This is a genomic window from Streptomyces sp. NPDC002032, from assembly GCF_042890765.1.
Taxonomy (GTDB): Bacteria; Actinomycetota; Actinomycetes; order Streptomycetales; family Streptomycetaceae; genus Streptomyces.
The window spans coordinates 253,415-272,838 of record NZ_JBIASM010000007.1 but is presented as its reverse complement, the minus strand read 5'-3'; the positions used below and the strand labels follow the sequence as shown (position 1 = coordinate 272,838).

The window sequence follows — 19,424 nt, the reverse complement described above, 5'->3', positions numbered from 1 at the left end:
AGGCATTTCACTCCATCGTGTACTGGGTAGTGCCTACTTCATGACGGAACGACCGCTGCTCCTGCTCGATGTGGACGGACCCCTCAATCCGTTCCGTGATCCCTTCGCCGGCCTGCGCGGGTACACGAGTCACCGGATGCGACCCGACGTCTGGCTCTCCTACCGCGACCCGGAGTCCCGGCGCGCCCGGCGCGGGATCCGGGTCCGGCTCCATCCCGCCCACGGGGCCCGCCTGTTGGCGCTCCCGTTCGAACTCGCGTGGGCCACGGCATGGACGCACCAGGCCAACACCCTGATCGCGCCGCACATCGGACTGCCCCCCGACCTGCCCGTCATCGACTGGCCGGAACTGTTCGCACGCGATCCCGACGGGCTGTTCTGGAAGACCCGGCCCCTGCTCGACTGGGCGGCCGGCCGTCCCTTCGCCTGGGTCGACGACATGATCACCCCGGCGGACCGGGCCTGGGTGGCCGCCCACCATCCCTCCCCGGCCCTGCTCCTGCGCATCCATCCCCGGCTCGGCCTGCGCGAACGCGACTTCCGGGCCCTGGCCGGCTGGGCGGCCGAGGTCAGCGCAGGGCGGTGAGGGGATCCGGCGAGGCGGGGGCGCGGGTGGGCCACCAGTCCTCGGTGTCGGGGCGGGACTCGTAGCCGTACCAGAGGCCCTCGCGGCTCAGACGGAGCTGACGGGTCCGGGCGGTGAGGCGGTTGCGGTCGGGACGGAAGGACTCCAGACCGGCCGCGAGGAGCGCCGGACGGGCCCGGTCGAACGGGCCGGCCGGCGGATCCCAGGGCTCGTCGAGGACGGTGAGGGCGGGCAGGCCGCCCTGCCGCCAGGCCGCGGCGGCGCGGGCCAGGTCGGTGCTGGTGCGCCCGGTGGCCCGGGCCAGGTCCCGGTACAGGCTGCGCGCGGCGCCGGTGAGGCCGGCGGTGGGGTGCGCGGAGGCCAGCCGTACGGCGTCCTGCCACAGGGTGAGCCCCCCGGTCGGATCGGATCCGGTGGTGAGCAGGGCGAGGGCGCGGGCGGCGGCGTCCGTGGCCAGCTGGTCCAGGGCCAGCGGGTCGGGGGCCGCCGGGTCGGCCGGGTAGGCGGGCGGCAGCCCGACGGCGGCGGGCGCGGCGGGCGCGGCCGGCAGCGGGGGCAGGGCGGTGCGGGCCGCCGCCGCGCGGGCCGGGACGCCCGGGAAGTCCGGTGTGGAGCCGGGCCGTTCGCGCGCGGCGTGGGCGGCGTTGCGCCGGGCCAGCTCCTCCAGGAGCTCCCGCTCCCCGCGACCGCGCAGGAGCAACAGGACGAAGGGGTCCGTATCGAGCAGCCGGGCGGCCCGGTAACAGAGCGCCGCGGCGTGCTTGCAGGGCGGCCGTGCCACATCGGGGCAGGAGCAGCGCGCGAGGAGCTCGCCCGCGCCGGGCAGCACCGTCTGCGCCAGGGAGCGCGGAACCTCCCGCTCCAGCAGGGCTCCCAGGGCCGCCGGGTCCGCTGCCACCGCCTCCAGGAGTTCGGCCCATTCGCCGTCCGCGAAGGCGGCCAGCGACAGCTCGGTGCGGTACGGGCGGGCACGGCTGCCCCGGACGTAGGCCACGATCCGGCCCGGGGTGACGGTGACGGCGTCGACGTGCCCCTCGGAGGCGTACGCACGGCCCCGGGCGAGCCGGGCGGCGTCCTGCGCACGCGCCTCCAGGGCCGCCACCCAGGCCCGGCCCCACCAGGTCGCCGCTTCCACGCCCGCGGGCACCGTGTCGAAGGTGCGGCGCCGGTCGTCCCGTGCGGTGATCACGCGGGCCTCCGCAGGGAGACGAGGTCGGCGAGTTCACGGTCGGTGAGTTCGGTGAGGGCGGATTCGCCGGAGCCGAGGACGGCGTCGGCGAGGGCACGTTTGGCGTGGAGCATGTCGGCGATGCGGTCTTCCACGGTGCCTTCGGTGATGATGCGGTGGACCTGGACGGGCTGGGTCTGGCCGATGCGGTAGGCGCGGTCGGTGGCCTGGTCCTCGACGGCGGGGTTCCACCAGCGGTCGTAGTGGATGACGTGTCCGGCGCGGGTGAGGTTGAGGCCGGTGCCGGCGGCTTTGAGGGAGAGCAGGAAGACGGGGACCTCGCCGGACTGGAAGCGGTCGACGAGTTCCTCGCGGCGCGGTACGGGGGTTCCGCCGTGCAGGAGCTGGGTGGGGATCCCGCGCGCGGCGAGGTGTTTCTCCAGGAGCCGGGCCATGGTCACGTACTGGGTGAAGACCAGCACCGAGCCACCCTCGGCGAGGATCGTGTCGAGCAGCTCGTCCAGGAGCGCGAGTTTGCCCGAACGGTGCGGGATCCGGGGCGGCTCCTCCTTCAGGTACTGCGCCGGGTGGTTGCAGATCTGCTTCAGCGAGGCCAGCAACTTCATGATCATGCCGCGCCGCGCGATGCCCTCGCTCGACTCGATCACCGCCATGGCCTCCTCCACCGCCGCCTGGTAGAGCGAGACCTGCTCCCGCGTCAGGGACACCGGGTGGTCGGTCTCGGTCTTGGGCGGCAGCTCGGGAACGATCCCGGGGTCGGACTTCTTGCGGCGCAGCAGGAACGGCCGCACCAGCGCCGCCAGCCGGGCGACGGCCGCCTCGTTGCCGCCGTCCTCCTCCTGCTGGTGCTCGACGGGGCGGGCGTGGCGGGCCCGGAAGGTGGTGAGCGGGCCCAGCAGGCCGGGGGTGGTCCAGTCGAGGAGGGCCCACAGTTCGGAGAGGTTGTTCTCGACGGGGGTCCCGGTGAGGGCCACCCGGGCCGGCGCCGGGATCGTGCGCAGCGCGCGGGCGGTCGCCGAATGCGGGTTCTTCACATGCTGGGCCTCGTCCGCGACGACCATGCCCCAGGAAACGGCGGCCAGTTCGGACGCCGCCGTACGCATCGTGCCGTACGTGGTGAGCACGAAGCCCGCGGCCGGGCCGGACGCGCCCGGCGAGCCGGACGAGCCCGAGTCCGAGCCCGACGAGTCCGGCGCGGCCTCCAGGCCCTCCAGGCTGCGGGCCGAGCCGTGGAAGCGGCGCACCGGCGTGCCCGGCGCGAACCTCTCGATCTCCCGCTGCCAGTTCCCCAGCAACGACGCCGGACACACCACGAGCGTCGGCTCCGCCCGGCCCCGGTGCAGATGCAGCGCGATCAGCGTCACCGTCTTGCCCAGACCCATGTCATCCGCCAGACAGCCCCCCAGACCCAGCGACGTCATCAGGTCCAGCCACGCCAGACCCCTCAACTGGTAATCCCGCAACACCGCCTTCAGCCCCACCGGCTGCGCCACTACCGGCAACTCCCCCGTCAGCCGGTCCCGCAGCGCCGCCAGCGCCCCCGCCGGGACCACGGGCACGGTCTCCCCGTCGGTTTCGGCCGCCCCGGTCAGCACGGTGGCCAGCGCGTCCACCGGGTCCAGCAGCCCGAGCTCCCGTTTGCGCGCCTTGCGCACCAGCTCCGGATCGACCCGGACCCACTGGTCGCGCAGCCGCACCACGGGCCGGTGCGCCTGCGCGAGCGCGTCCATCTCGCCGGGGGTGAGCCGGTCCTCGCCGAGCGCGAGTTCCCAGGAGAAGGCGAACAGCGAGGCCGCGTCGAAGAAGGCGGTGCCGTCGGTGGCGGAACCCGGCGCGACCGGGCGCACGACGGCGGTCGCGGACAGGGTACGGGCCAGCTCGCGCGGCCAGTGGACCGGTACGCCGGCCGCCGCGAGGCGGGGCGCGGCCGTGCCGAGGAGGTCTTCGAGCTCCGGGTCGGACAGGGCCAGCGCATCGGGCACGGACTGGTCGAGCAGGCGCAGCAGCGGCGGCCAGACCCGCGCGGCCCGGCGCAGCGCGAGCACGGCGTCGATCCGGGCGCGCGGTCCGAACCCGGCGGCCGCGGCCCCGGCCCACAGCTGCGCGGCGTCCGTCACCAGCGTCGGGTCGGCGAGGCTGTGCACCTGCACCACGGCGGCCCCGGCGCGGCGCACGTCCTCCGGCTCGGCCTCGTCGAACAGCCGGAAGGAGGACAGGTCCAGGCGCAGCGAGACGCCCACCCCGGCATCGGCGCCGGCCGCGACCTGCGCGGCCCACTCCTGTATGCCGGGCACCCGCTGCGGCTCCCGCGCGGCGAAGGGGAGCCCGGCGGCGAAGGGCGCGGCCGGGGTGCGGGGCAGGGTGTCGGCGACCGCGTCGAGGAACGCCCGGACCAGGGCCTCCGGCTCGGGCAGCGTCAGCGGGCGGCGGCCGGCGAGCGGGGTGGCGTACCCCTCGTACGGGAGGGCGGCCGCGACGGCGCGCAGGTACGCGACGTCCCCGGCTTCGAGGGGCCCGGCGCGCCAGGCGTCGATCCCCTCCGGGGTGAGCCCGGGCAGCAGCCGGCCGCGCGCCACGAGGAGCAGGGCGAACCGGGCCGCGGTGCCCCAGGCTCGGGTGGCGGGGTGGGCGGCGGGGCTGTGGGGTGCCCGCGCGAGCACCGGCAGGGCCTCGGTGAGGGACAGGGTCAGGGCGGGCACGGTACGGGTACGGACGCCGTCGCCGTGCGGCCGGACCACCTGGAGCGGCCCGGGGCTGCCACCCCCGGTCTCGGGCAGCGGGTCGCCCTCGGGGCACCAGAAGGCCACCCGGCCCTCCCGGGGGACGGCGGCGGGCAGGAACACCGCGGCCCGGCGCAGCAGCGCCGACGGCTGCGCCGCCTGCTGCCCGGGGCCCGGCGCCGGCCCCTGCCCGTACGGCTGCGACGAGCTCACGGCGCTCCCCCTCCCTGACGTCTCCGGCTCCGCCCGGTCATGGCGGTACCACTGGCGTCGAGTCTAGGCGGGCCCACCGACAACCCCCGCTGACCTGCACGGATGCCGGGCCGGCAGTGGGGCTGGCGCAGTCGGCGGCCCTGCTCGCCGGCGCATCCGTACGCGGCCCGTCCCGTCGTACGGCCCGTCCCGTCATGCGGCCCCGGCCACTGCCGCCGCGACGGTGGGACCATGGATGGGAGGCGATGTCCATGCGTACCGGAAACGAGCCCGTGACCGCCCGCAGTCCGCTGCGGCTGCGGTTCTGGCTGAGTCTGTGGGGGGTGCTCTGGGGCGCCGCCGGGGCGGTCGCGTTCGTGCTGGCCGGCCGTCCCGGGTGGGCTGCGGCCTGTGCGGCGCTCGTGGTGCTGGCCGGGGTGGACCTGGCGGTCGTGGTCCGGCACATGCGTCAGGGCCCGCACTACCAGCCGGGCCGGGACGTGCCGCCGTACGAGCCGCCCCGCCGGGGCCGCTGACTCACTCCTCGAAGCGGGCCGCGGCCAGGTACTCGGGCTGCGGGTCGAGGGCGGCCGCGAGCCGGAAGTGGCGCCGCGCCTGATCGGGCCGCCCGGACCGCTCGTGGGTGCGGGCGAGCGCGAAGTGGGCGAAGGCGTTGTCCGGCTCCCGTTCCAGCACCACCCCGAACTCCCGCTCCGCCCGGCGCAGCTGGGCCGACGCGAAGAAGGCCCGGGCACGCAGCAGCCGGGCCGCGGTGTTCTCGGGGTGGGCGGCTATCACGGAGTCGAGGAGCCGGAGCGCCCCGCGCGGGTCCCGGGCGGCGAGCAGCTGCTCGGCGGCCCGGTAGTCGATGACGTGCGTCTCGGGACTGACGGCACCCGGGGACGGCCGGTCCTCCGGTTGCTCTGGCTGCGGCGGGGGCGTGGTGTCGGACACGGTGTCTTTCCTTCCCTCTACGGGCGCGTTCAACGCCCCCCGCCGCCGGGGCTATTCCGCCGCCGCGCGCGCCGTGAGTTCCTGCCACACCGCGCGCACCTGGGGCTCCAGGGCCTCCAGCGGCCCGTCGTTGTCGATGACCAGCGTGGCCACCGCGAGCCGCTGCTCCCGGGTGGCCTGCGCGGCCATCCGGGCCTTGGCCTCGTCCTCGGTCATGCCGCGCAGTGCGGTCAGCCGGGCCAGTTGCGTCGCGGGCGCGGCGTCCACGACCACGACGAGGTCGTAGAGCGGTGCGAGGCCGTTCTCCGCGAGCAGCGGTACGTCGTGCACCACGATCGCGTCCGGTCCCGCGGCCCGTTCCAGCTCGGCGGAGCGGGCTCCGACCAGCGGGTGCACGATCGCGTTCAGGGTCTTGAGCCGCTCCGGATCGGCGAACACGACCGCCCCGAGCTTCGGCCGGTCCAGGGCGCCGCCCGCGGTCAGTACGCCCTCTCCGAAGGCCTCCACCACGGCCGCGAGCCCCGGGGTTCCGGGTTCGACGACCTCCCGCGCGATGCGGTCGGCGTCCACGACGACCGCCCCGTACCCCGCCAGCAGCCGCGAGACCTCGCTCTTGCCGGCACCGATTCCGCCTGTCAGGCCCACTTTCAGCATGCTGTGCACCCTAGGCCCCGCCGGCCCGCCGCATCCAGGCCCCCCGCACCAGGCCGTCGGCCCCGGAGCCTGACTTCCGGGCTCCGTGCCCTTCCGCGCCCCTCCCCGTCCCTATCCCTCGCCCTCGCGCTCCGCCAGGAAGCGCTCGAACTCGCGGCCGATCTCATCCGCCGACGGGATCTCGGCGGGCTCGGCGATCATGTTGCCCCGGCTCTCGGCCCCGGCGGCGGCGTCGTACTGGTGCTCCAGCCCCTGGACCAGGCTGACGAGCTCCTCGTCGCCCTCCCGGATCTGGCGGTCGATCTCGGTCTGCGTGCGGTGCGCCTCGGTGCGCAGGGCGTGCGCGACGGCCGGCAGGACCAGCCCGGTCGCGGCGGTGATCGCCTCCAGCGCGGTGAGCGCGGCGTCCGGGTACGCGGAGCGGGCGACGTAGTGCGGTACGTGCGCGGCGACGCCCAGCACGTCGTGCCCGGCCTGGCCGAGGCGGAACTCGACGAGCGATTCGGCGCTGCCGGGGACCTGGGCCTCGTCGAAGGGACTGCGGTGGCCGGGCATCAGGTCGGTGCGGTTGCCGTGCGGGGTGATGCCGACGGGGCGGGTGTGCGGGACACCCATGGGGATGCCGTGGAAGTTGACCGAGAGCCGCACTCCGAGCCGCTCGACGATCTGCCGGACGGCGACGGCGAAGCGCTCCCACTCCACGTCCGGCTCGGGGCCGGAGAGCAGCAGGAACGGCGCGCCGGTGGCGTCCTGGACCAGGCGCACCTCCAGGGCGGGCTCCTCGAACTCCGTCCAGTGGTCGCGCTTGAAGGTCAGCAGCGGGCGCCGGGCGCGGTAGTCCACGAGCCGGTCCGCGTCGAACCGGGCGACGACCTGGTGGGGCAGCGAGTCCAGGAGCCGCTCGACGATCTGCTCGCCGGCCTCGCCCGCGTCGATGTACCCCTCGAAGTGGTAGAGCATGACCAGTCCGGCCGAGTCCTGGGCGAGAGCCAGGTCGGCCACCGCCAGCCCCTTGGCGTCCCACTCGTACAGACCCTGTGGATCAAGCACCGTCACCACTCCTCCCTCGCGCCGTGTTCTTGTGGTGAGAACGTCCAAGGAGGCGGTGTCATTCCCCAGTTGACGCCTTTCACCGGAAGAGCCCCGCGACGGCCGGCCGCACGCGCCCCGCAACGCGGCGAGGCCCGCCCCCCGAAGGGGACGGGCCTCGTCGTCGTGCTCAGCTCAGCCCGCGCCGTGGCGCGGTGCCGGTGCCGTGCGCTGCGATCAGCTCTGGCCGCCGGCCAGCTTCTCGCGGAGCGCGGCCAGGGCCTCGTCCGACGCCAGGGCGCCGGAGGTCTCGTCCGCACCCTCGGAGGAGTACGAACCGCCGGAGAGGCTGGCGCCGCCACCGGTGTTGCCACCGGCGGCCGGGGCGGCAGCGCCCTCGGCGGCAGCGGCCTCGTCGGCCTCGCGGCTCTTGATGACCTGCGCCTGGTGCTGCTCGAAGCGGACCTGCGCCTCGGCGTACTGGCGCTCCCACGTCTCGCGCTGGGTGTCGAAGCCCTCGAGCCAGTCGTTGGTCTCGGGGTCGAAGCCCTCGGGGTAGATGTAGTTGCCCTGGTCGTCGTACGAGGCAGCCATGCCGTACAGGGTCGGGTCGAACTCGACCGACGCCGGGTCGGTGCCGAAGGACTCGTTGGCCTGCTTCAGGGACAGCGAGATCCGGCGACGCTCGAGGTCGATGTCGATGACCTTGACGAAGATCTCGTCGTTGACCTGGACGACCTGCTCCGGGATCTCCACGTGGCGCTCGGCCAGCTCGGAGATGTGGACCAGACCCTCGATGCCCTCGTCCACGCGGACGAACGCACCGAACGGAACCAGCTTGGTGACCTTACCCGGGACGACCTGGCCGATCTGGTGGGTCCGGGCGAACTGCTGCCACGGGTCTTCCTGCGTCGCCTTCAGCGACAGGGAGACGCGCTCGCGGTCCATGTCGACGTCGAGGACCTCGACGGTGACTTCCTGGCCGACCTCGACAACCTCGGACGGGTGGTCGATGTGCTTCCAGGAGAGCTCGGAGACGTGCACGAGACCGTCGACGCCGCCCAGGTCCACGAAGGCACCGAAGTTGACGATCGAGGAGACGACGCCGGAGCGGACCTGACCCTTCTGCAGGGTGGTGAGGAACGTCTGGCGAACCTCGGACTGGGTCTGCTCGAGCCAGGCGCGGCGGGACAGGACCACGTTGTTGCGGTTCTTGTCCAGCTCGATGATCTTCGCCTCGAGCTCCTTGCCCACGTAGGGCTGGAGGTCGCGGACGCGACGCATCTCGACGAGAGAGGCCGGCAGGAAGCCGCGGAGGCCGATGTCGAGGATGAGACCACCCTTGACGACCTCGATGACGGTACCGGTGACGATGCCGTCTTCTTCCTTGATCTTCTCGATCGTGCCCCAGGCACGCTCGTACTGAGCGCGCTTCTTGGACAGGATCAGACGGCCTTCCTTGTCCTCCTTCTGGAGAACCAGGGCCTCGATCTCGTCGCCGACCTTGACGACCTCGTTCGGGTCGACGTCGTGCTTGATCGAGAGCTCGCGGCTCGGGATCACGCCCTCCGTCTTGTAACCGATGTCGAGGAGAACCTCGTCCCGGTCCACCTTGACGATGACGCCGTCGACGATGTCGCCGTCGTTGAAGTACTTGATCGTCTCGTCGATGGCCGCGAGGAACGCGTCCGCGTCGCCGATGTCGTTGACCGCTACCTGCGGAGGGGTGGTGGCGGTGGTCTCGGTGCTGCTCGTCATGTGGGAAAGGGCTCCGGTTACGGACAGAAAGTCGTAGGTACTGCTACGCCGGGAGCCCTTATCGGCATCTGCCGAAGCCGGACAGCCAAGGAAGCCCCAGATCCGCGGAAGCGGCAGGGCCTCGAAAACCGAGGGGACATCAACAGAAGCAAGCGCAGCCTGCTAGGTCTGAGGAGCACAGGCTCGCAGCGCAACTTGTAGCATACGGGGGCAGCCGGACAGGGTCAATGCGCGAAGGCGCACACCCCGGGCAGATCACCGCACAACCGGCACAATTCGTGGGCGTGGACGCCCCGATGAGCACGTTCAGAACCCATCCGCAGACTACGACGACGGGCCCCATGAACCAAGAGGACTACGCCCCCGAAGACGCGTACGAGGCGGAAGACGCCGCCGGGGACGACGCCGAGGCCACCCGGCGTGAGGCGGGGGAAGCGGAGAGCAGCCGGGCGAGCCGCGGCTGGTGGGACCGCAACGCCGACGACTACCAGAGCGAGCACGGCGCCTTCCTCGGCGACGACCGCTTCGTGTGGGGCCCCGAGGGCCTCGACGAGGAGCAGGCCGGCCTGCTGGGACCGGCCGCGTCCCTCCGGGGCAAGGACGTGCTGGAGATCGGCGCCGGGGCCGCCCAGTGCTCGCGCTGGCTCGCCGCCCGGGGCGCCCGTCCGGTGGCCCTGGACCTCTCCCACCGCCAGCTCCAGCACGCCCTGCGCATCGGCGACGACGTCCCGCTGGTCGAGGCCGACGCCGGCCGGCTGCCCTTCTGCGACGCCTCCTTCGACCTGGCGTGCTCCGCGTACGGGGCCGTGCCCTTCGTCGCCGACCCGGTCAACGTCATGCGCGAGGTGCGCCGCGTCCTGCGCCCCGGCGGCCGCTGGGTCTTCTCCGTCACGCACCCGCTCCGCTGGGCCTTCCCCGACGAGCCGGGACCGGAGGGGCTCTCCGTCGCCGCCTCCTACTTCGACCGGACCCCGTACGTCGAGCAGGACGAGGAGGGCAACGCCGTGTACGTCGAGCACCACCGCACCCTCGGCGACCGGGTCCGGGACGTGGTGGCGGGCGGGTTCCGGCTGCTGGACCTGGTGGAGCCGGAGTGGCCCGAGTGGAACCACCAGGAGTGGGGCGGCTGGTCCCCGCTGCGCGGCAACCTGATCCCCGGCACCGCGATCTTCGTCTGCGAGCGCGACTGACGTGACCCGCCCCCCGGACCGCCCCGTGACCAACCCCGTGACCAACCCCGTGACCAGCTCCGCGACCCGCCCCGTGACCAGCTCCGCGGCCCGCTCCCCGATGCGGACCGCCGACCTCGAAGCCCTGCCCGTACGGGAGGCCGTGCCCGCGCTCGTCGCCGCCCTGGAGGACCGGGGCGCGGCGGTGCTGTGCGCGCCGCCCGGCACCGGCAAGACCACGCTGGTGCCCCTGGTGCTGGCGGGGCTCGTGGGAGGCGGGCCGCGGCGCCGGGTGATCGTCGCGGAGCCCCGGCGGATCGCGGCCCGGGCCGCCGCCCGGCGGATGGCGTGGCTGCTGGGCGAGCGGACCGGGGAGTCGGTCGGCTTCACGGTGCGCGGCGAGCGGGTCGTGGGGCCCGCCACCCTGGTCGAGGTGGTCACCACCGGAGTGCTGCTCCAGCGGCTCCAGCGGGATCAGGAGCTGACCGGCGTGGACGTGGTGGTCCTGGACGAGTGCCACGAGCGGCACCTGGACGCGGACACCGCCGCCGCCTTCCTCCTCGACGTACGCGCGACCCTGCGCCCGGAGCTGCGTCTGGTGGCGGCCTCGGCGACGACGGACGCGGACGCGTGGGCCCGGCTGCTGGGCGACGCCGGGGACGGGGCCGGGGACGGGGACGGGGCCGGTTCGCCGGCGCCGGTGGTGGAGGCCGCGTCCGTCTCCTACCCGGTGGAGACCGTGTGGGCGCCGCCGGCCCGGCCGGTGCGGCCGCCGCACGGCATGCGGGTGGATCCGGCCCAGCTGACGCACGTGGCCTCGGTGGTGCGGCGGGCCCTGGCGGAACGCTCCGGGGACGTTTTGTGCTTCCTGCCCGGCGTGGGCGAGATCGCCCGGGTCGCCGGGCAGCTGGGGGCGGTCGACGCGGAGGTCCTCCAGGTGCACGGCCGGGCGCCCGCCGCCGTCCAGGACGCGGCGCTGGCGCCCGCGCCGCACCGCCGGGTGATCCTGGCGACGGCGGTCGCGGAGTCGAGCCTGACCGTGCCGGGCGTACGGGTGGTCGTGGACTCGGGGCTCGCGCGCGAACCCCGGGTGGACCACGCCCGGGGCCTGGGGGCGCTGGCGACCGTACGGGCGTCGCGCGCGGCGGGCCGCCAGCGGGCGGGCCGGGCCGGACGGGAGGCGCCGGGGACGGTGTACCGGTGCTGGGCCGAGGCGGAGGACGCCCGGCTGCCCGCCTTCCCCGCTCCCGAGATCCGGATCGCGGACCTGGCGCAGTTCGCGCTCCAGGCCGCCTGCTGGGGCGACCCCGACGCCCGTGGACTGGCCCTGCCGGACCCGCCGCCCGCCGGGGCGATGGGCGCCGCGCGGGAGGTGCTGACGGCCGTCGGCGCGGTGGACGCCGCCGGGCGGCCGACCCCGCGCGGGCAGCGGATGGCCCGGCTGGGGCTGCACCCGCGGATGGCCCGCGCCCTGCTGGACGGCTCCGCCGCGCTGGGGCCCCGGCGGGCGGCGGAGATCGTCGCCCTGCTCAGCGAGGAGCCGCCGCGCGAGTACGGGGACGACCTCGCCGCCGCCTGGCGCCGGGCCCGGTCGGGCGGCGACGCCTACGCCGCGCGCTGGCGGGCCGAGGCCGGGCGGCTGGAACGCGCCGCCACCGCCGGGAAGCCCGCGCCGCGTGCCGAGGGCGCGCTGTCCGACCAGGCCGCCGCCGGGCTCGTCGCGGCCCTCGCCTTCCCGGAGCGGGTGGCGAAGGCCAAGGGCGGGGGCGTCTTCCTGATGGCCAACGGCACGGGAGCCGAGCTCGCCGACGCCTCGCCGCTGCGCAGTGCGCCCTGGCTGGCCGTCGCGGTCGCCGACCGGGGGCCGCACTCCCCCTCCGCCCGGGTACGGCTGGCGGCCGTCATCGACGAGCCGGACGCCCGCGCCGCGGCCCGGCACCTGCTCACCTCCGGCGAGGAGGTGCGCTGGGAGGACGGTGACCTCGTCGCCCGCGCCGCCGAGCGGCTCGGGGCGATCGAGCTGGCCGTCCGCCCGCTCAGGTCCCCCGACCCGGACCTGGTCCGGGCCGCCCTCCTCGACGGCCTGCGCGGCGACGGCCTCGGCCTGCTGCGCTGGTCCCAGGACGCGCTGGCGCTGCGGGCCCGGCTGGGCTTCCTGCACCGCGCGCTGGGCGGCGCCTGGCCCGACGTGGCGGACGACGCCGCGCTGCTGGAGCGGGCCGGGGACTGGCTGGAGCCCGAGCTGTCGCGGGCCCGCCGCCGCGCCGACCTGGGCCGCATCGACGCGGGCCAGGCGCTGAAGCGGCTGCTGCCGTGGGCCACCGGCGAGGCGGGGCGGCTCGACGAGCTCGCCCCCGAGCGGATCGAGGTGCCCAGCGGTTCCCGCGTCCGCGTCGACTACTCCGGCGAGCAGCCCGTGCTCGCGGTGAAGCTCCAGGAGCTGTTCGGGCTGGCCGAGACCCCCCGGGTGGCCGGGGTGCCGGTGCTGGTGCACCTGCTGTCCCCCGCCGGGCGGCCCGCCGCCGTCACCGCCGACCTGGCCTCCTTCTGGCAGGGCGGCTACCGCGCCGTCCGCGCCGAGCTGCGCGGCCGCTACCCCCGGCACCCGTGGCCCGAGGATCCGGCGACCGCCGAGCCGACCCGGCACACCAACGCCCGCCTCAGGCGCTGAGGCCGCCCTCGCCGCGGGGTTCCCCGCGGCGGCCGCGGGCCTCCAGCCAGAGGGCGGCCGCGAGCAGCGCCAGCCCGCCCAGCGCGAGGCCGGCCGGGGCGTAGGTGTGGAGTGCGAGGACCTTCGTACGGTTGGCGGAGACCAGGTCCAGGGTGTACTTCGCGTAGTCGGGCCGCATGGTGACGTGCCCGGCGAAGGCGGTGAGCTTGCCGTCGGGCGCGCCGGCCGCGATGCCGCCGCGCATCTCCTGCTGGATGTCCTGCTCGGCGTTGACGGGTGCCCCGGTGACGGGATCCACCCAGAACCGGGCCGTCACCGTGTACCAGAGGGTGGTGCCGGTGGTCTGCTCGATCGTCGCCGGGTCGATGCCCTCGATCGGCATCTTCTTCGGCATGGGCACCTTGGTCCAGGGGACGGTCTGCTCGAAGTAGTAGACGTCCATGCCCCGGTAGGTGCGCGGTCCGACGTAGTGGATCGGCGACGAGGTGCGGGTCTGGGCGTCGAAGTAGAGGTAGTCGCGCGGCTCGGTGAAGAACGGCCACTTGAACTCGATGCCCCGGCGTTCGACCGGGTCCCCGTCGACCATCTCGCCGGTGGCGTGCACCGGGTCCTGGGTGTGCGCGTCGAAGATGTAGCGCTCGGGGATCCGGGAGACCATCTTGCCGTCCGGCCCGATGATGTAGGACAGCGTGTCCCAGACGACGACGTCCTTGCCGGCGCTGGCCTCGATCTCCCTGGACGCCTCGACGTTGCCCTTGAGGGTCTGGACGATGGTGACCTTGTCGACCTTCTTGGGCTGCATGCCGCCCGTGTAGTCGAGCAGGGTCGCGTCCTTGGCCTCCAGCACCATCTCCTGGTACTGGTTCGGCGGGATCTTGGCCAGCCTGGGGTACGCGTACCAGCGCAGCAGTGGTGCGAGGGCCGCGCAGAACACGGCGAGGGCTAGCAGGACCAGGCTCGCTCTGCGTCGCACGGCCGGTCTCCTCTACTGTCCGGGCGCGGCGGGCGCGGTGGTGAGCAGCGGCTTGGGCGAGGTCGTGCCCTCCGGCGCCCCGAACGCCGTGACGGCGAGGACGAGGGCCAGCGCGGCGGCCAGCCCGATGGCGGCGGCGACGAGTGCGCGCATGCCGGGGCCTCCGATATCTGATGGGGCGTCAGGGAGGCGTACCGTAGCAACGCGGGGGCGAGATGAGAACCGTCTGGACCTGCACCGCGAGAAGGCCCGCCCCGCCCGGGCAGCGGGCGGAGCGGGCCTGGGGATCCCGGCGGTCTCGGGGTCCTGCGGGGTCCTACGGGGTCCTACGGGGTCCGCGAGGCGGAGGCGGCGGGGGCGGGGCTCGCCTTGGGGGTGGCCGCCGGGACGGAGGGCTTCGCCGAGGGGGACGCCGACGCGGAGGGGCTCGGGGTGGGCGTCGGCTTCGGGGTGGGGGTCGGCGTCGGCGTCGGGGTCGGCGTGGGGGTCGGGGTCGGGGTCGGCGTCGGCGTCGGCGTCGGCGTGGGGGTCGGCGTCGGCGTAGGAGTCGGGGTCGGGGTCGGGGTGGGGGTCGGGGTGGGGGTCGGCGTAGGAGTCGGCGTCGGCGTAGGCGTGGGGGTCGGCGTAGGAGTCGGCGTCGGCTTCGGGGTGGGCTTCGGCTCCGGCTTCGGGGTGGGCTTCGGGGTGGACGTCCCGCCCGTCCCGGCGCCCGCGCCCGCACCCGCACCCGTACCGCCGCCGCCCGTACCGCCCGTGTCCGGGACCTCGTGCGCTCCCTGGAGGTAGTACGTGAACCAGGCCCGGACCGTCCTCAGGTACTCCCCGGACTGGTTGTAGGAGAGCACCGCCCGGTCGAGGTCCGCCCCCACCCGCAGGTCACGGTTGCCCGCGCACAGGTAGCGGCCGGCCGCCAGGGCCGCGTCGTGGACGTTGTTCGGGTCGCGGCGCCCGTCGCCGTTGGCGTCCTGGCCCCAGGCCGCCCAGGTGGAGGGGATGAACTGCATCGGTCCGACGGCCCGGTCGTACCGGGCGTCGCCGTCGTAGGCCCCGCCGTCCGTGTCGGAGATGTTCGCGAAGCCGTTGCCGTCGAGCACCGGCCCCAGGATGGGCCGCAGGGTGGTTCCGGCCGCGTCGACCCGGCCGCCGCCCGCCTGTCCGGACTCGACCTTGCCGATCGCCGCGAGGAGCTGCCAGCGCAGCCCGCAGCCGGGGTCCGTCTGCGCCAGCTTGCGTTCGGCCCCCCGGTACGCCGCCAGCACGCTCGCGGGTATCCCCTGGGCGTCGGCGCCCTCCCACACCACCGGCACCGTCACGGGCACCGCAGGTCCCGCCGCGTCGGGGACCGGGCCGGGCGTCGGCTGCGCGGCCGGCGCTGCGTCCTCCCGCAGCAGCACGGCCGGGGGCGCCGGGCTGAGCAGCGGCGGGAGTCCGGTGATGTAGGAGGAGTCGCCCCCGGAACCACCGACGCCGCCGGATCCCCCGGAGGGCCCCGCCGCCTCGGACCGCGCGTCTTCCCCGGCCGCGGACATCCGCCCGCCGATGCCGGAGGCCGGGCCCTGCGAGGCCGTCAGGGCCGCGGCGACCAGCGCCGAGACCAGAGCGGCGGCGGCACCCCTGCGCAGTCCGCGTCCGACTATTCGTGCCGACATGAGCGGTCCCTCCCCTAGGTGTGCGCGTGACCCTACGTCAACTCCCTTCACTGGGCACGCACCTGGGTCCGGATTTCACCGGATCCCCACGTCCCCGCGCGGCTCACGCATACTGTCCCGGTCCGAAGAGTCAGGAGAAGTGCCGTGCCGTTCACCCTCAGCCATGCGGCGGCCGTACTTCCGGCCATCCGCCGGACCGGCCGCGCCCGGGGGCCGCTGGTCGCCTCGGCCCTCGTCGTGGGTTCGTTCGCGCCGGACACCTTCTACTTCGCGGACGCGGTCGTCCAGGGCCTGTTCGGCTACGGGGACTTCGCACACTCCGCCGCCGGGGTGCTCACCGTGGACGCCGCCCTGAGCGCCGCCCTCTGCGCGTACTGGCTCCTGCTGCGCGAGCCGCTCCTCGCGCTGCTGCCGCGGGCCCGGCGGGGCCGGGCGTACGCGTTCGTGCGCGGCGAGGACTGGCGGGAGCGCCGGCCGGCCTCCCTCGCCCTGTGGTTCTACCTGTCGGCGGTGGCGGGCTCGGCCACGCACGTGGGGTGGGACGGCTTCACGCACCCGCACCGCTGGGGCACGGAGGCGCTGCCCCGGCTCGGGGAGCCCTTCGCCTTCGGCCTGCCGCTCTACTCCTTCGTCCAGTACGGCACTTCGGCGCTCGCCGCCTGCGCGCTCCTCTGGTTCGTGGTGAGCGCCCTGCGCCGGACGCCGGCCCCGCCGGCGGCGCCCGCGGCGGTGCCGGAGCTCGGCCGCGGCACCCTGTGGGCGGCGGCCGCGCTGGTCACGGGATGCGTGGCGGCGGGCATCACGCTGCGGGTGATCCGGTACTTCACGTTCTTCGACCGGATCCGCACTCCGCTCGACATCATCCCGACCGTCTGCTTCGGCGCGGGCGGCGGCCTCGCCGTCGGCCTCCTGCTGTACGGGGCCCTCGTGCGGCTGCGCCACCGCCCCGGACCCGCCGGTCCCACCGGCCCCGTCGGCCCCGCCGGTCAGTCCGGCCGGGACGCGCGAACGCCCGTCCCCACCGCGTAGGCGGGGACGGGCGCCCGGGCGGACGGACCGGGGGACCGGGGTCAGTGCGCGGCGGACTCCCAGTCCGCGCCCACGCCCACGGACACGTCGAGCGGGGCCCGCAGTTCGACGGCGGCGGCCATCTCCCGGCGCAGCAGCTCCTCGACCCGCTCGCGCTCGCCGGGCGCGATCTCCAGCACGATTTCGTCGTGGACCTGGAGCAGCATCCGCGAGGTGAGCCCGCCCTCGGCGAGGGCCTTGTCCACGCGCAGCATGGCGACCTTGACGATGTCGGCCGCGGTGCCCTGGATGGGGGCGTTCAGCGCCATCCGCTCGGCGGCCTCGCGGCGCTGGCGGTTGTCGCTGTTGAGGTCGGGCAGGTAGCGGCGGCGCCCGAACACGGTGGCCGTGTACCCCGTCGCGCGGGCCTCGTCGACCACGCGCTGGAGGTAGTCGCGGACCCCGCCGAACCGCTCGAAGAAGGTGTCCATCAGACCGCGCGCCTCGGCGGGCTCGATGTTCAGCTGCTGGGCCAGCCCGAAGGCGGACAGCCCGTACGCCAGACCGTAGGACATGGCCTTGATCTTGCGGCGCATCTCGGCATCGACCTGGGAGCGCTCCACCCCGAACACCTGGGAGGCGACGGTGGTGTGCAGGTCCTCGCCGGTCGCGAAGGCCTCGATCAGGCCCTCGTCCTCGGAGAGGTGGGCCATGACGCGGAGCTCGATCTGGCTGTAGTCGGCGGTCATGAGGGACTCGTAGCCCTCGCCGACGACGAAGCCGCGGCGGATGGCGCGGCCCTCGTCGGTGCGCACCGGCACGTTCTGCAGGTTGGGGTCGGTGGAGGACAGCCGGCCGGTCGCGGCGACGGTCTGGCTGAAGCTGGTGTGCACCCGGCCGTCGGCGGCGATGGCCTTGACCAGGCCCTCGACGGTGACGCGCAGTTTGGCCTGCTCCCGGTGCCGCAGCATGATCACCGGGAGTTCGTGGTCGGTCTGCTTGGCCAGCCAGGCCAGCGCGTCCGCGTCCGTGGTGTACCCGGTCTTGGTCTTCTTCGTCTTCGGCAGGTCCAGCTCACCGAAGAACACCTCCTGGAGCTGCTTGGGCGAGCCGAGGTTGAACTCGTGGCCGACCGCCGCGTGCGCCTCCTTCACCGCCTGCTGCACGGCTCCGGCGAACTGCTGCTCCATGCCCTCCAGGTGGTCGCGGTCGGCGGCGATGCCCGCCCGCTCCAGCCGGGCCAGCAGTGCGGAGGTCGGCAGCTCCATGTCGTGCAGGAGCCCGGTGGCGCCCACCTCGTCGAGCTTGGCGGTGAAGGCCTCGCCCAGGTCCAGGACGGCACGGGCCTGCGCCATCAGGGCGTCGGCCTCGGCGGTCTCGTCGGCGCCGAAGGCGAGCTGGCCGTCGGCGGCGGCGGGCGCCAGCTCCCGGTGCAGGTACTCGTTGGACAGCACGTCCAGCGCGAAGGAGCGGCGGCCCGGCTTGACCAGGTAGGCGGCGAGCGCGGTGTCCATGGTGACCCCGGCCAGCGTCCAGCCGTGCTCGGGGAAGACCCGCATCAGGCCCTTGGCGTTGTGCACGACCTTGGGCCGCGCCGCGTCGGCCGCCCAGGCGGCGAAGGCCTTCTCGTCGGCCTCGTCCACGGCGGACGGGTCGAACCAGGCGGCGGCCCCGCCGGCCGCGGCCAGCGCGACCTCGGAGACGTTGCCCTGGCCCAGGGCCCAGCTGTCGACGGTGGAGACGCCCAGCGGGCCGTGCCCGTGCTCCTCCAGCCAGGGCGCCAGCTCGCCCGCGCCCAGCACGGAGCCGTCCAGCTCCACCCCGGCCGCCGGAGCCGGGGCCGGCTCCTCGGCCGTGCCCGGGTCCACGGCCAGCAGCCGCTCGCGCAGCGAGGCGTTGCGGATCTCCAGCACGTCCAGCACGCCGGTGACCGCGGACCGGTCGTAGGGGGCGCGCTCCAGGTCGGCGGGGGCCTTCGGCAGCTCCACGTCCTTGACCATCTCGGTCAGGACCCGGTTGAGCTTCACGGCCTCCAGGTGGTCCCGGAAATTCTGCCCGGCCTTGCCCTTGACCTCCTCGGCGCGCTCCACCAGCTCCTTGAACGACCCGAACTGGGTGATCCACTTGGCGGCGGTCTTCTCGCCGACGCCGGGGATGCCGGGCAGGTTGTCGGACGGGTCGCCGCGCAGCGCCGCGAAGTCCGGGTACTGCTGCGGGGTCAGGCCGTACTTCTCCTCGACCTTCTCCGGGGTGAAGCGGGTCAGCTCGGAGACGCCCTTGGTCGGGTACAGCACGGTGGTGTGCTCGGACACCAGCTGGAAGGAGTCCCGGTCACCGGTGACGATCAGCACGTCGAAACCGGCCGCCTCGGCCTGCGTGGCCAGCGTCGCGATCACGTCGTCGGCCTCGAAGCCGTCGACGGCGAACCGCGGCACCTTCATCGCGTCGAGCAGCTCGCCGATCAGCTCGACCTGTCCCTTGAACTCATCGGGGGTCTTGGAGCGGTTCGCCTTGTACTCGGGGAACTCCGTCGAGCGCCACGTCTTGCGCGAAACGTCGAACGCCACCGCGAAGTGCGTGGGCGCCTCGTCGCGCAGCGTGTTCGCCAGCATCGACGCGAAGCCGTAGATGGCGTTCGTCGGCTGGCCGGTCGCGGTCGTGAAGTTCTCCGCGGGCAGCGCGAAGAACGCCCGGTACGCCAGGGAGTGCCCGTCCATGAGCATCAGGCGGGGGCGGTCCGCTGCGGTCGGCTGGTCGGTCTTCTTCGCTGCTGTCTCTGCCACGTCCCCGATCCTAGGCGCCCCCACCGACAAATCCGGCTTCGGTGATGTCGGCGGAGCGTGACAGGATCGGGCGCGTACGCGAATACGCG

General features: G+C 74.5%; 15 protein-coding genes. 5 read left to right on the top strand and 10 right to left on the bottom strand.

Annotated elements, in window-relative coordinates; genetic code table 11:
* Positions 1-40: 40 nt before the first annotated feature.
* Entirely contained in the window at positions 41-586 is a 546-nt protein-coding gene (locus tag ACFYYT_RS19165; RefSeq protein WP_351825894.1) for a hypothetical protein, read from the top strand.
* Here the strand turns inward: ACFYYT_RS19165 and ACFYYT_RS19160 are convergent.
* Both ACFYYT_RS19160 and ACFYYT_RS19155 read right to left on the bottom strand, forming a co-directional pair.
* A complete protein-coding gene (locus ACFYYT_RS19160; RefSeq protein WP_351825893.1) occupies positions 570-1,775 on the bottom strand; it encodes an SWIM zinc finger family protein in 1,206 nt (401 codons plus the stop codon). The genes ACFYYT_RS19165 and ACFYYT_RS19160 overlap by 17 nt on opposite strands.
* A complete protein-coding gene (locus ACFYYT_RS19155; protein WP_351825902.1) occupies positions 1,772-4,636 on the bottom strand; it encodes a DEAD/DEAH box helicase in 2,865 nt (954 codons plus the stop codon). Before ACFYYT_RS19155 ends, ACFYYT_RS19160 begins: the two co-directional genes overlap by 4 nt.
* 323 nt (positions 4,637-4,959) lie before the next feature.
* Here ACFYYT_RS19155 and ACFYYT_RS19150 point away from each other — a divergent pair, with 323 nt between their 5' ends.
* Entirely contained in the window at positions 4,960-5,223 is a 264-nt protein-coding gene (locus ACFYYT_RS19150) for a DUF6343 family protein (protein ID WP_351825901.1), read from the top strand.
* A gap of 1 nt (position 5,224) precedes the next feature.
* Here ACFYYT_RS19150 and ACFYYT_RS19145 read toward each other — a convergent pair whose 3' ends face one another.
* From ACFYYT_RS19145 to rpsA, 4 genes are all read right to left on the bottom strand, one after another.
* Positions 5,225-5,557, bottom strand: coding sequence for a tetratricopeptide repeat protein (locus ACFYYT_RS19145; RefSeq protein WP_351825900.1), 333 nt, complete (start codon positions 5,555-5,557; stop codon positions 5,225-5,227).
* Between the two features lie 135 nt (positions 5,558-5,692).
* Complete coding sequence (coaE, locus tag ACFYYT_RS19140; RefSeq protein WP_351825892.1) at positions 5,693-6,295, bottom strand: dephospho-CoA kinase; 603 nt, start codon at positions 6,293-6,295, stop codon at positions 5,693-5,695.
* A gap of 111 nt (positions 6,296-6,406) precedes the next feature.
* Positions 6,407-7,345 carry a PAC2 family protein gene (locus ACFYYT_RS19135; RefSeq protein ID WP_351825891.1) on the bottom strand — a complete coding sequence of 313 codons (939 nt, stop codon included), beginning with the start codon at positions 7,343-7,345 and terminating at the stop codon, positions 6,407-6,409.
* A 216-nt stretch (positions 7,346-7,561) separates the two neighbouring features.
* The gene (gene rpsA / locus ACFYYT_RS19130; RefSeq protein ID WP_351825890.1) at positions 7,562-9,082 is read right to left on the bottom strand and encodes a 30S ribosomal protein S1; all 1,521 of its coding nucleotides are present in this window, start codon (positions 9,080-9,082) and stop codon (positions 7,562-7,564) included.
* A gap of 341 nt (positions 9,083-9,423) precedes the next feature.
* On the opposite strand from rpsA, the gene ACFYYT_RS19125 reads away from it, so the two are divergent.
* Positions 9,424-10,272 (top strand): class I SAM-dependent methyltransferase, encoded by an 849-nt coding sequence (locus tag ACFYYT_RS19125; protein WP_351825889.1) that lies wholly within the window; start codon positions 9,424-9,426, stop codon positions 10,270-10,272.
* A 100-nt stretch (positions 10,273-10,372) separates the two neighbouring features.
* On the top strand, positions 10,373-12,922 hold the full coding sequence (gene hrpB / locus ACFYYT_RS19120) for an ATP-dependent helicase HrpB (protein WP_351825899.1): 2,550 nt from the start codon (positions 10,373-10,375) through the stop codon (positions 12,920-12,922).
* Here hrpB and ACFYYT_RS19115 read toward each other — a convergent pair.
* The 3 genes from ACFYYT_RS19115 to ACFYYT_RS19105 form a co-directional block, all read right to left on the bottom strand.
* Positions 12,912-13,895, bottom strand: coding sequence for a DUF3068 domain-containing protein (locus ACFYYT_RS19115; RefSeq protein ID WP_351825888.1), 984 nt, complete (start codon positions 13,893-13,895; stop codon positions 12,912-12,914). The two genes, hrpB and ACFYYT_RS19115, sit on opposite strands and share 11 nt — an antisense overlap.
* Positions 13,896-13,907: 12 nt before the next feature.
* Complete coding sequence (locus ACFYYT_RS19110) at positions 13,908-14,048, bottom strand: SPW_0924 family protein (protein ID WP_351825887.1); 141 nt, start codon at positions 14,046-14,048, stop codon at positions 13,908-13,910.
* 173 nt (positions 14,049-14,221) lie between these two features.
* Positions 14,222-15,544: a lytic transglycosylase domain-containing protein gene (locus tag ACFYYT_RS19105; protein ID WP_351825886.1), complete on the bottom strand. Its 1,323-nt coding sequence runs from the start codon at positions 15,542-15,544 to the stop codon at positions 14,222-14,224.
* Between the two features lie 144 nt (positions 15,545-15,688).
* Between ACFYYT_RS19105 and ACFYYT_RS19100 the strand changes: the two genes are divergently transcribed.
* Positions 15,689-16,573: a DUF4184 family protein gene (locus ACFYYT_RS19100; RefSeq protein ID WP_351825885.1), complete on the top strand. Its 885-nt coding sequence runs from the start codon at positions 15,689-15,691 to the stop codon at positions 16,571-16,573.
* A 41-nt stretch (positions 16,574-16,614) separates the two neighbouring features.
* On the opposite strand, the gene polA is transcribed toward ACFYYT_RS19100, so the two are convergent.
* Positions 16,615-19,335 carry a DNA polymerase I gene (polA, locus tag ACFYYT_RS19095; protein ID WP_351825884.1) on the bottom strand — a complete coding sequence of 907 codons (2,721 nt, stop codon included), beginning with the start codon at positions 19,333-19,335 and terminating at the stop codon, positions 16,615-16,617.
* Between the last annotated feature and the right edge of the window lie 89 nt (positions 19,336-19,424).

What these genes read in the sequence shown, in the direction of transcription:
- rpsA (WP_351825890.1), bottom strand. Translation starts at nt 9,082, where the DNA reads ATGACGAGCAGCACCGAGACCACCGCCACCACCCCTCCGCAGGTAGCG.
- ACFYYT_RS19150 (WP_351825901.1), top strand. Translation starts at nt 4,960, where the DNA reads ATGCGTACCGGAAACGAGCCCGTGACCGCCCGCAGTCCGCTGCGGCTG.
- coaE (WP_351825892.1), bottom strand. Translation starts at nt 6,295, where the DNA reads ATGCTGAAAGTGGGCCTGACAGGCGGAATCGGTGCCGGCAAGAGCGAG.
- ACFYYT_RS19165 (WP_351825894.1), top strand. Translation starts at nt 41, where the DNA reads ATGACGGAACGACCGCTGCTCCTGCTCGATGTGGACGGACCCCTCAAT.
- hrpB (WP_351825899.1), top strand. Translation starts at nt 10,373, where the DNA reads ATGCGGACCGCCGACCTCGAAGCCCTGCCCGTACGGGAGGCCGTGCCC.
- ACFYYT_RS19105 (WP_351825886.1), bottom strand. Translation starts at nt 15,544, where the DNA reads ATGTCGGCACGAATAGTCGGACGCGGACTGCGCAGGGGTGCCGCCGCC.
- ACFYYT_RS19110 (WP_351825887.1), bottom strand. Translation starts at nt 14,048, where the DNA reads ATGCGCGCACTCGTCGCCGCCGCCATCGGGCTGGCCGCCGCGCTGGCC.
- ACFYYT_RS19125 (WP_351825889.1), top strand. Translation starts at nt 9,424, where the DNA reads ATGAACCAAGAGGACTACGCCCCCGAAGACGCGTACGAGGCGGAAGAC.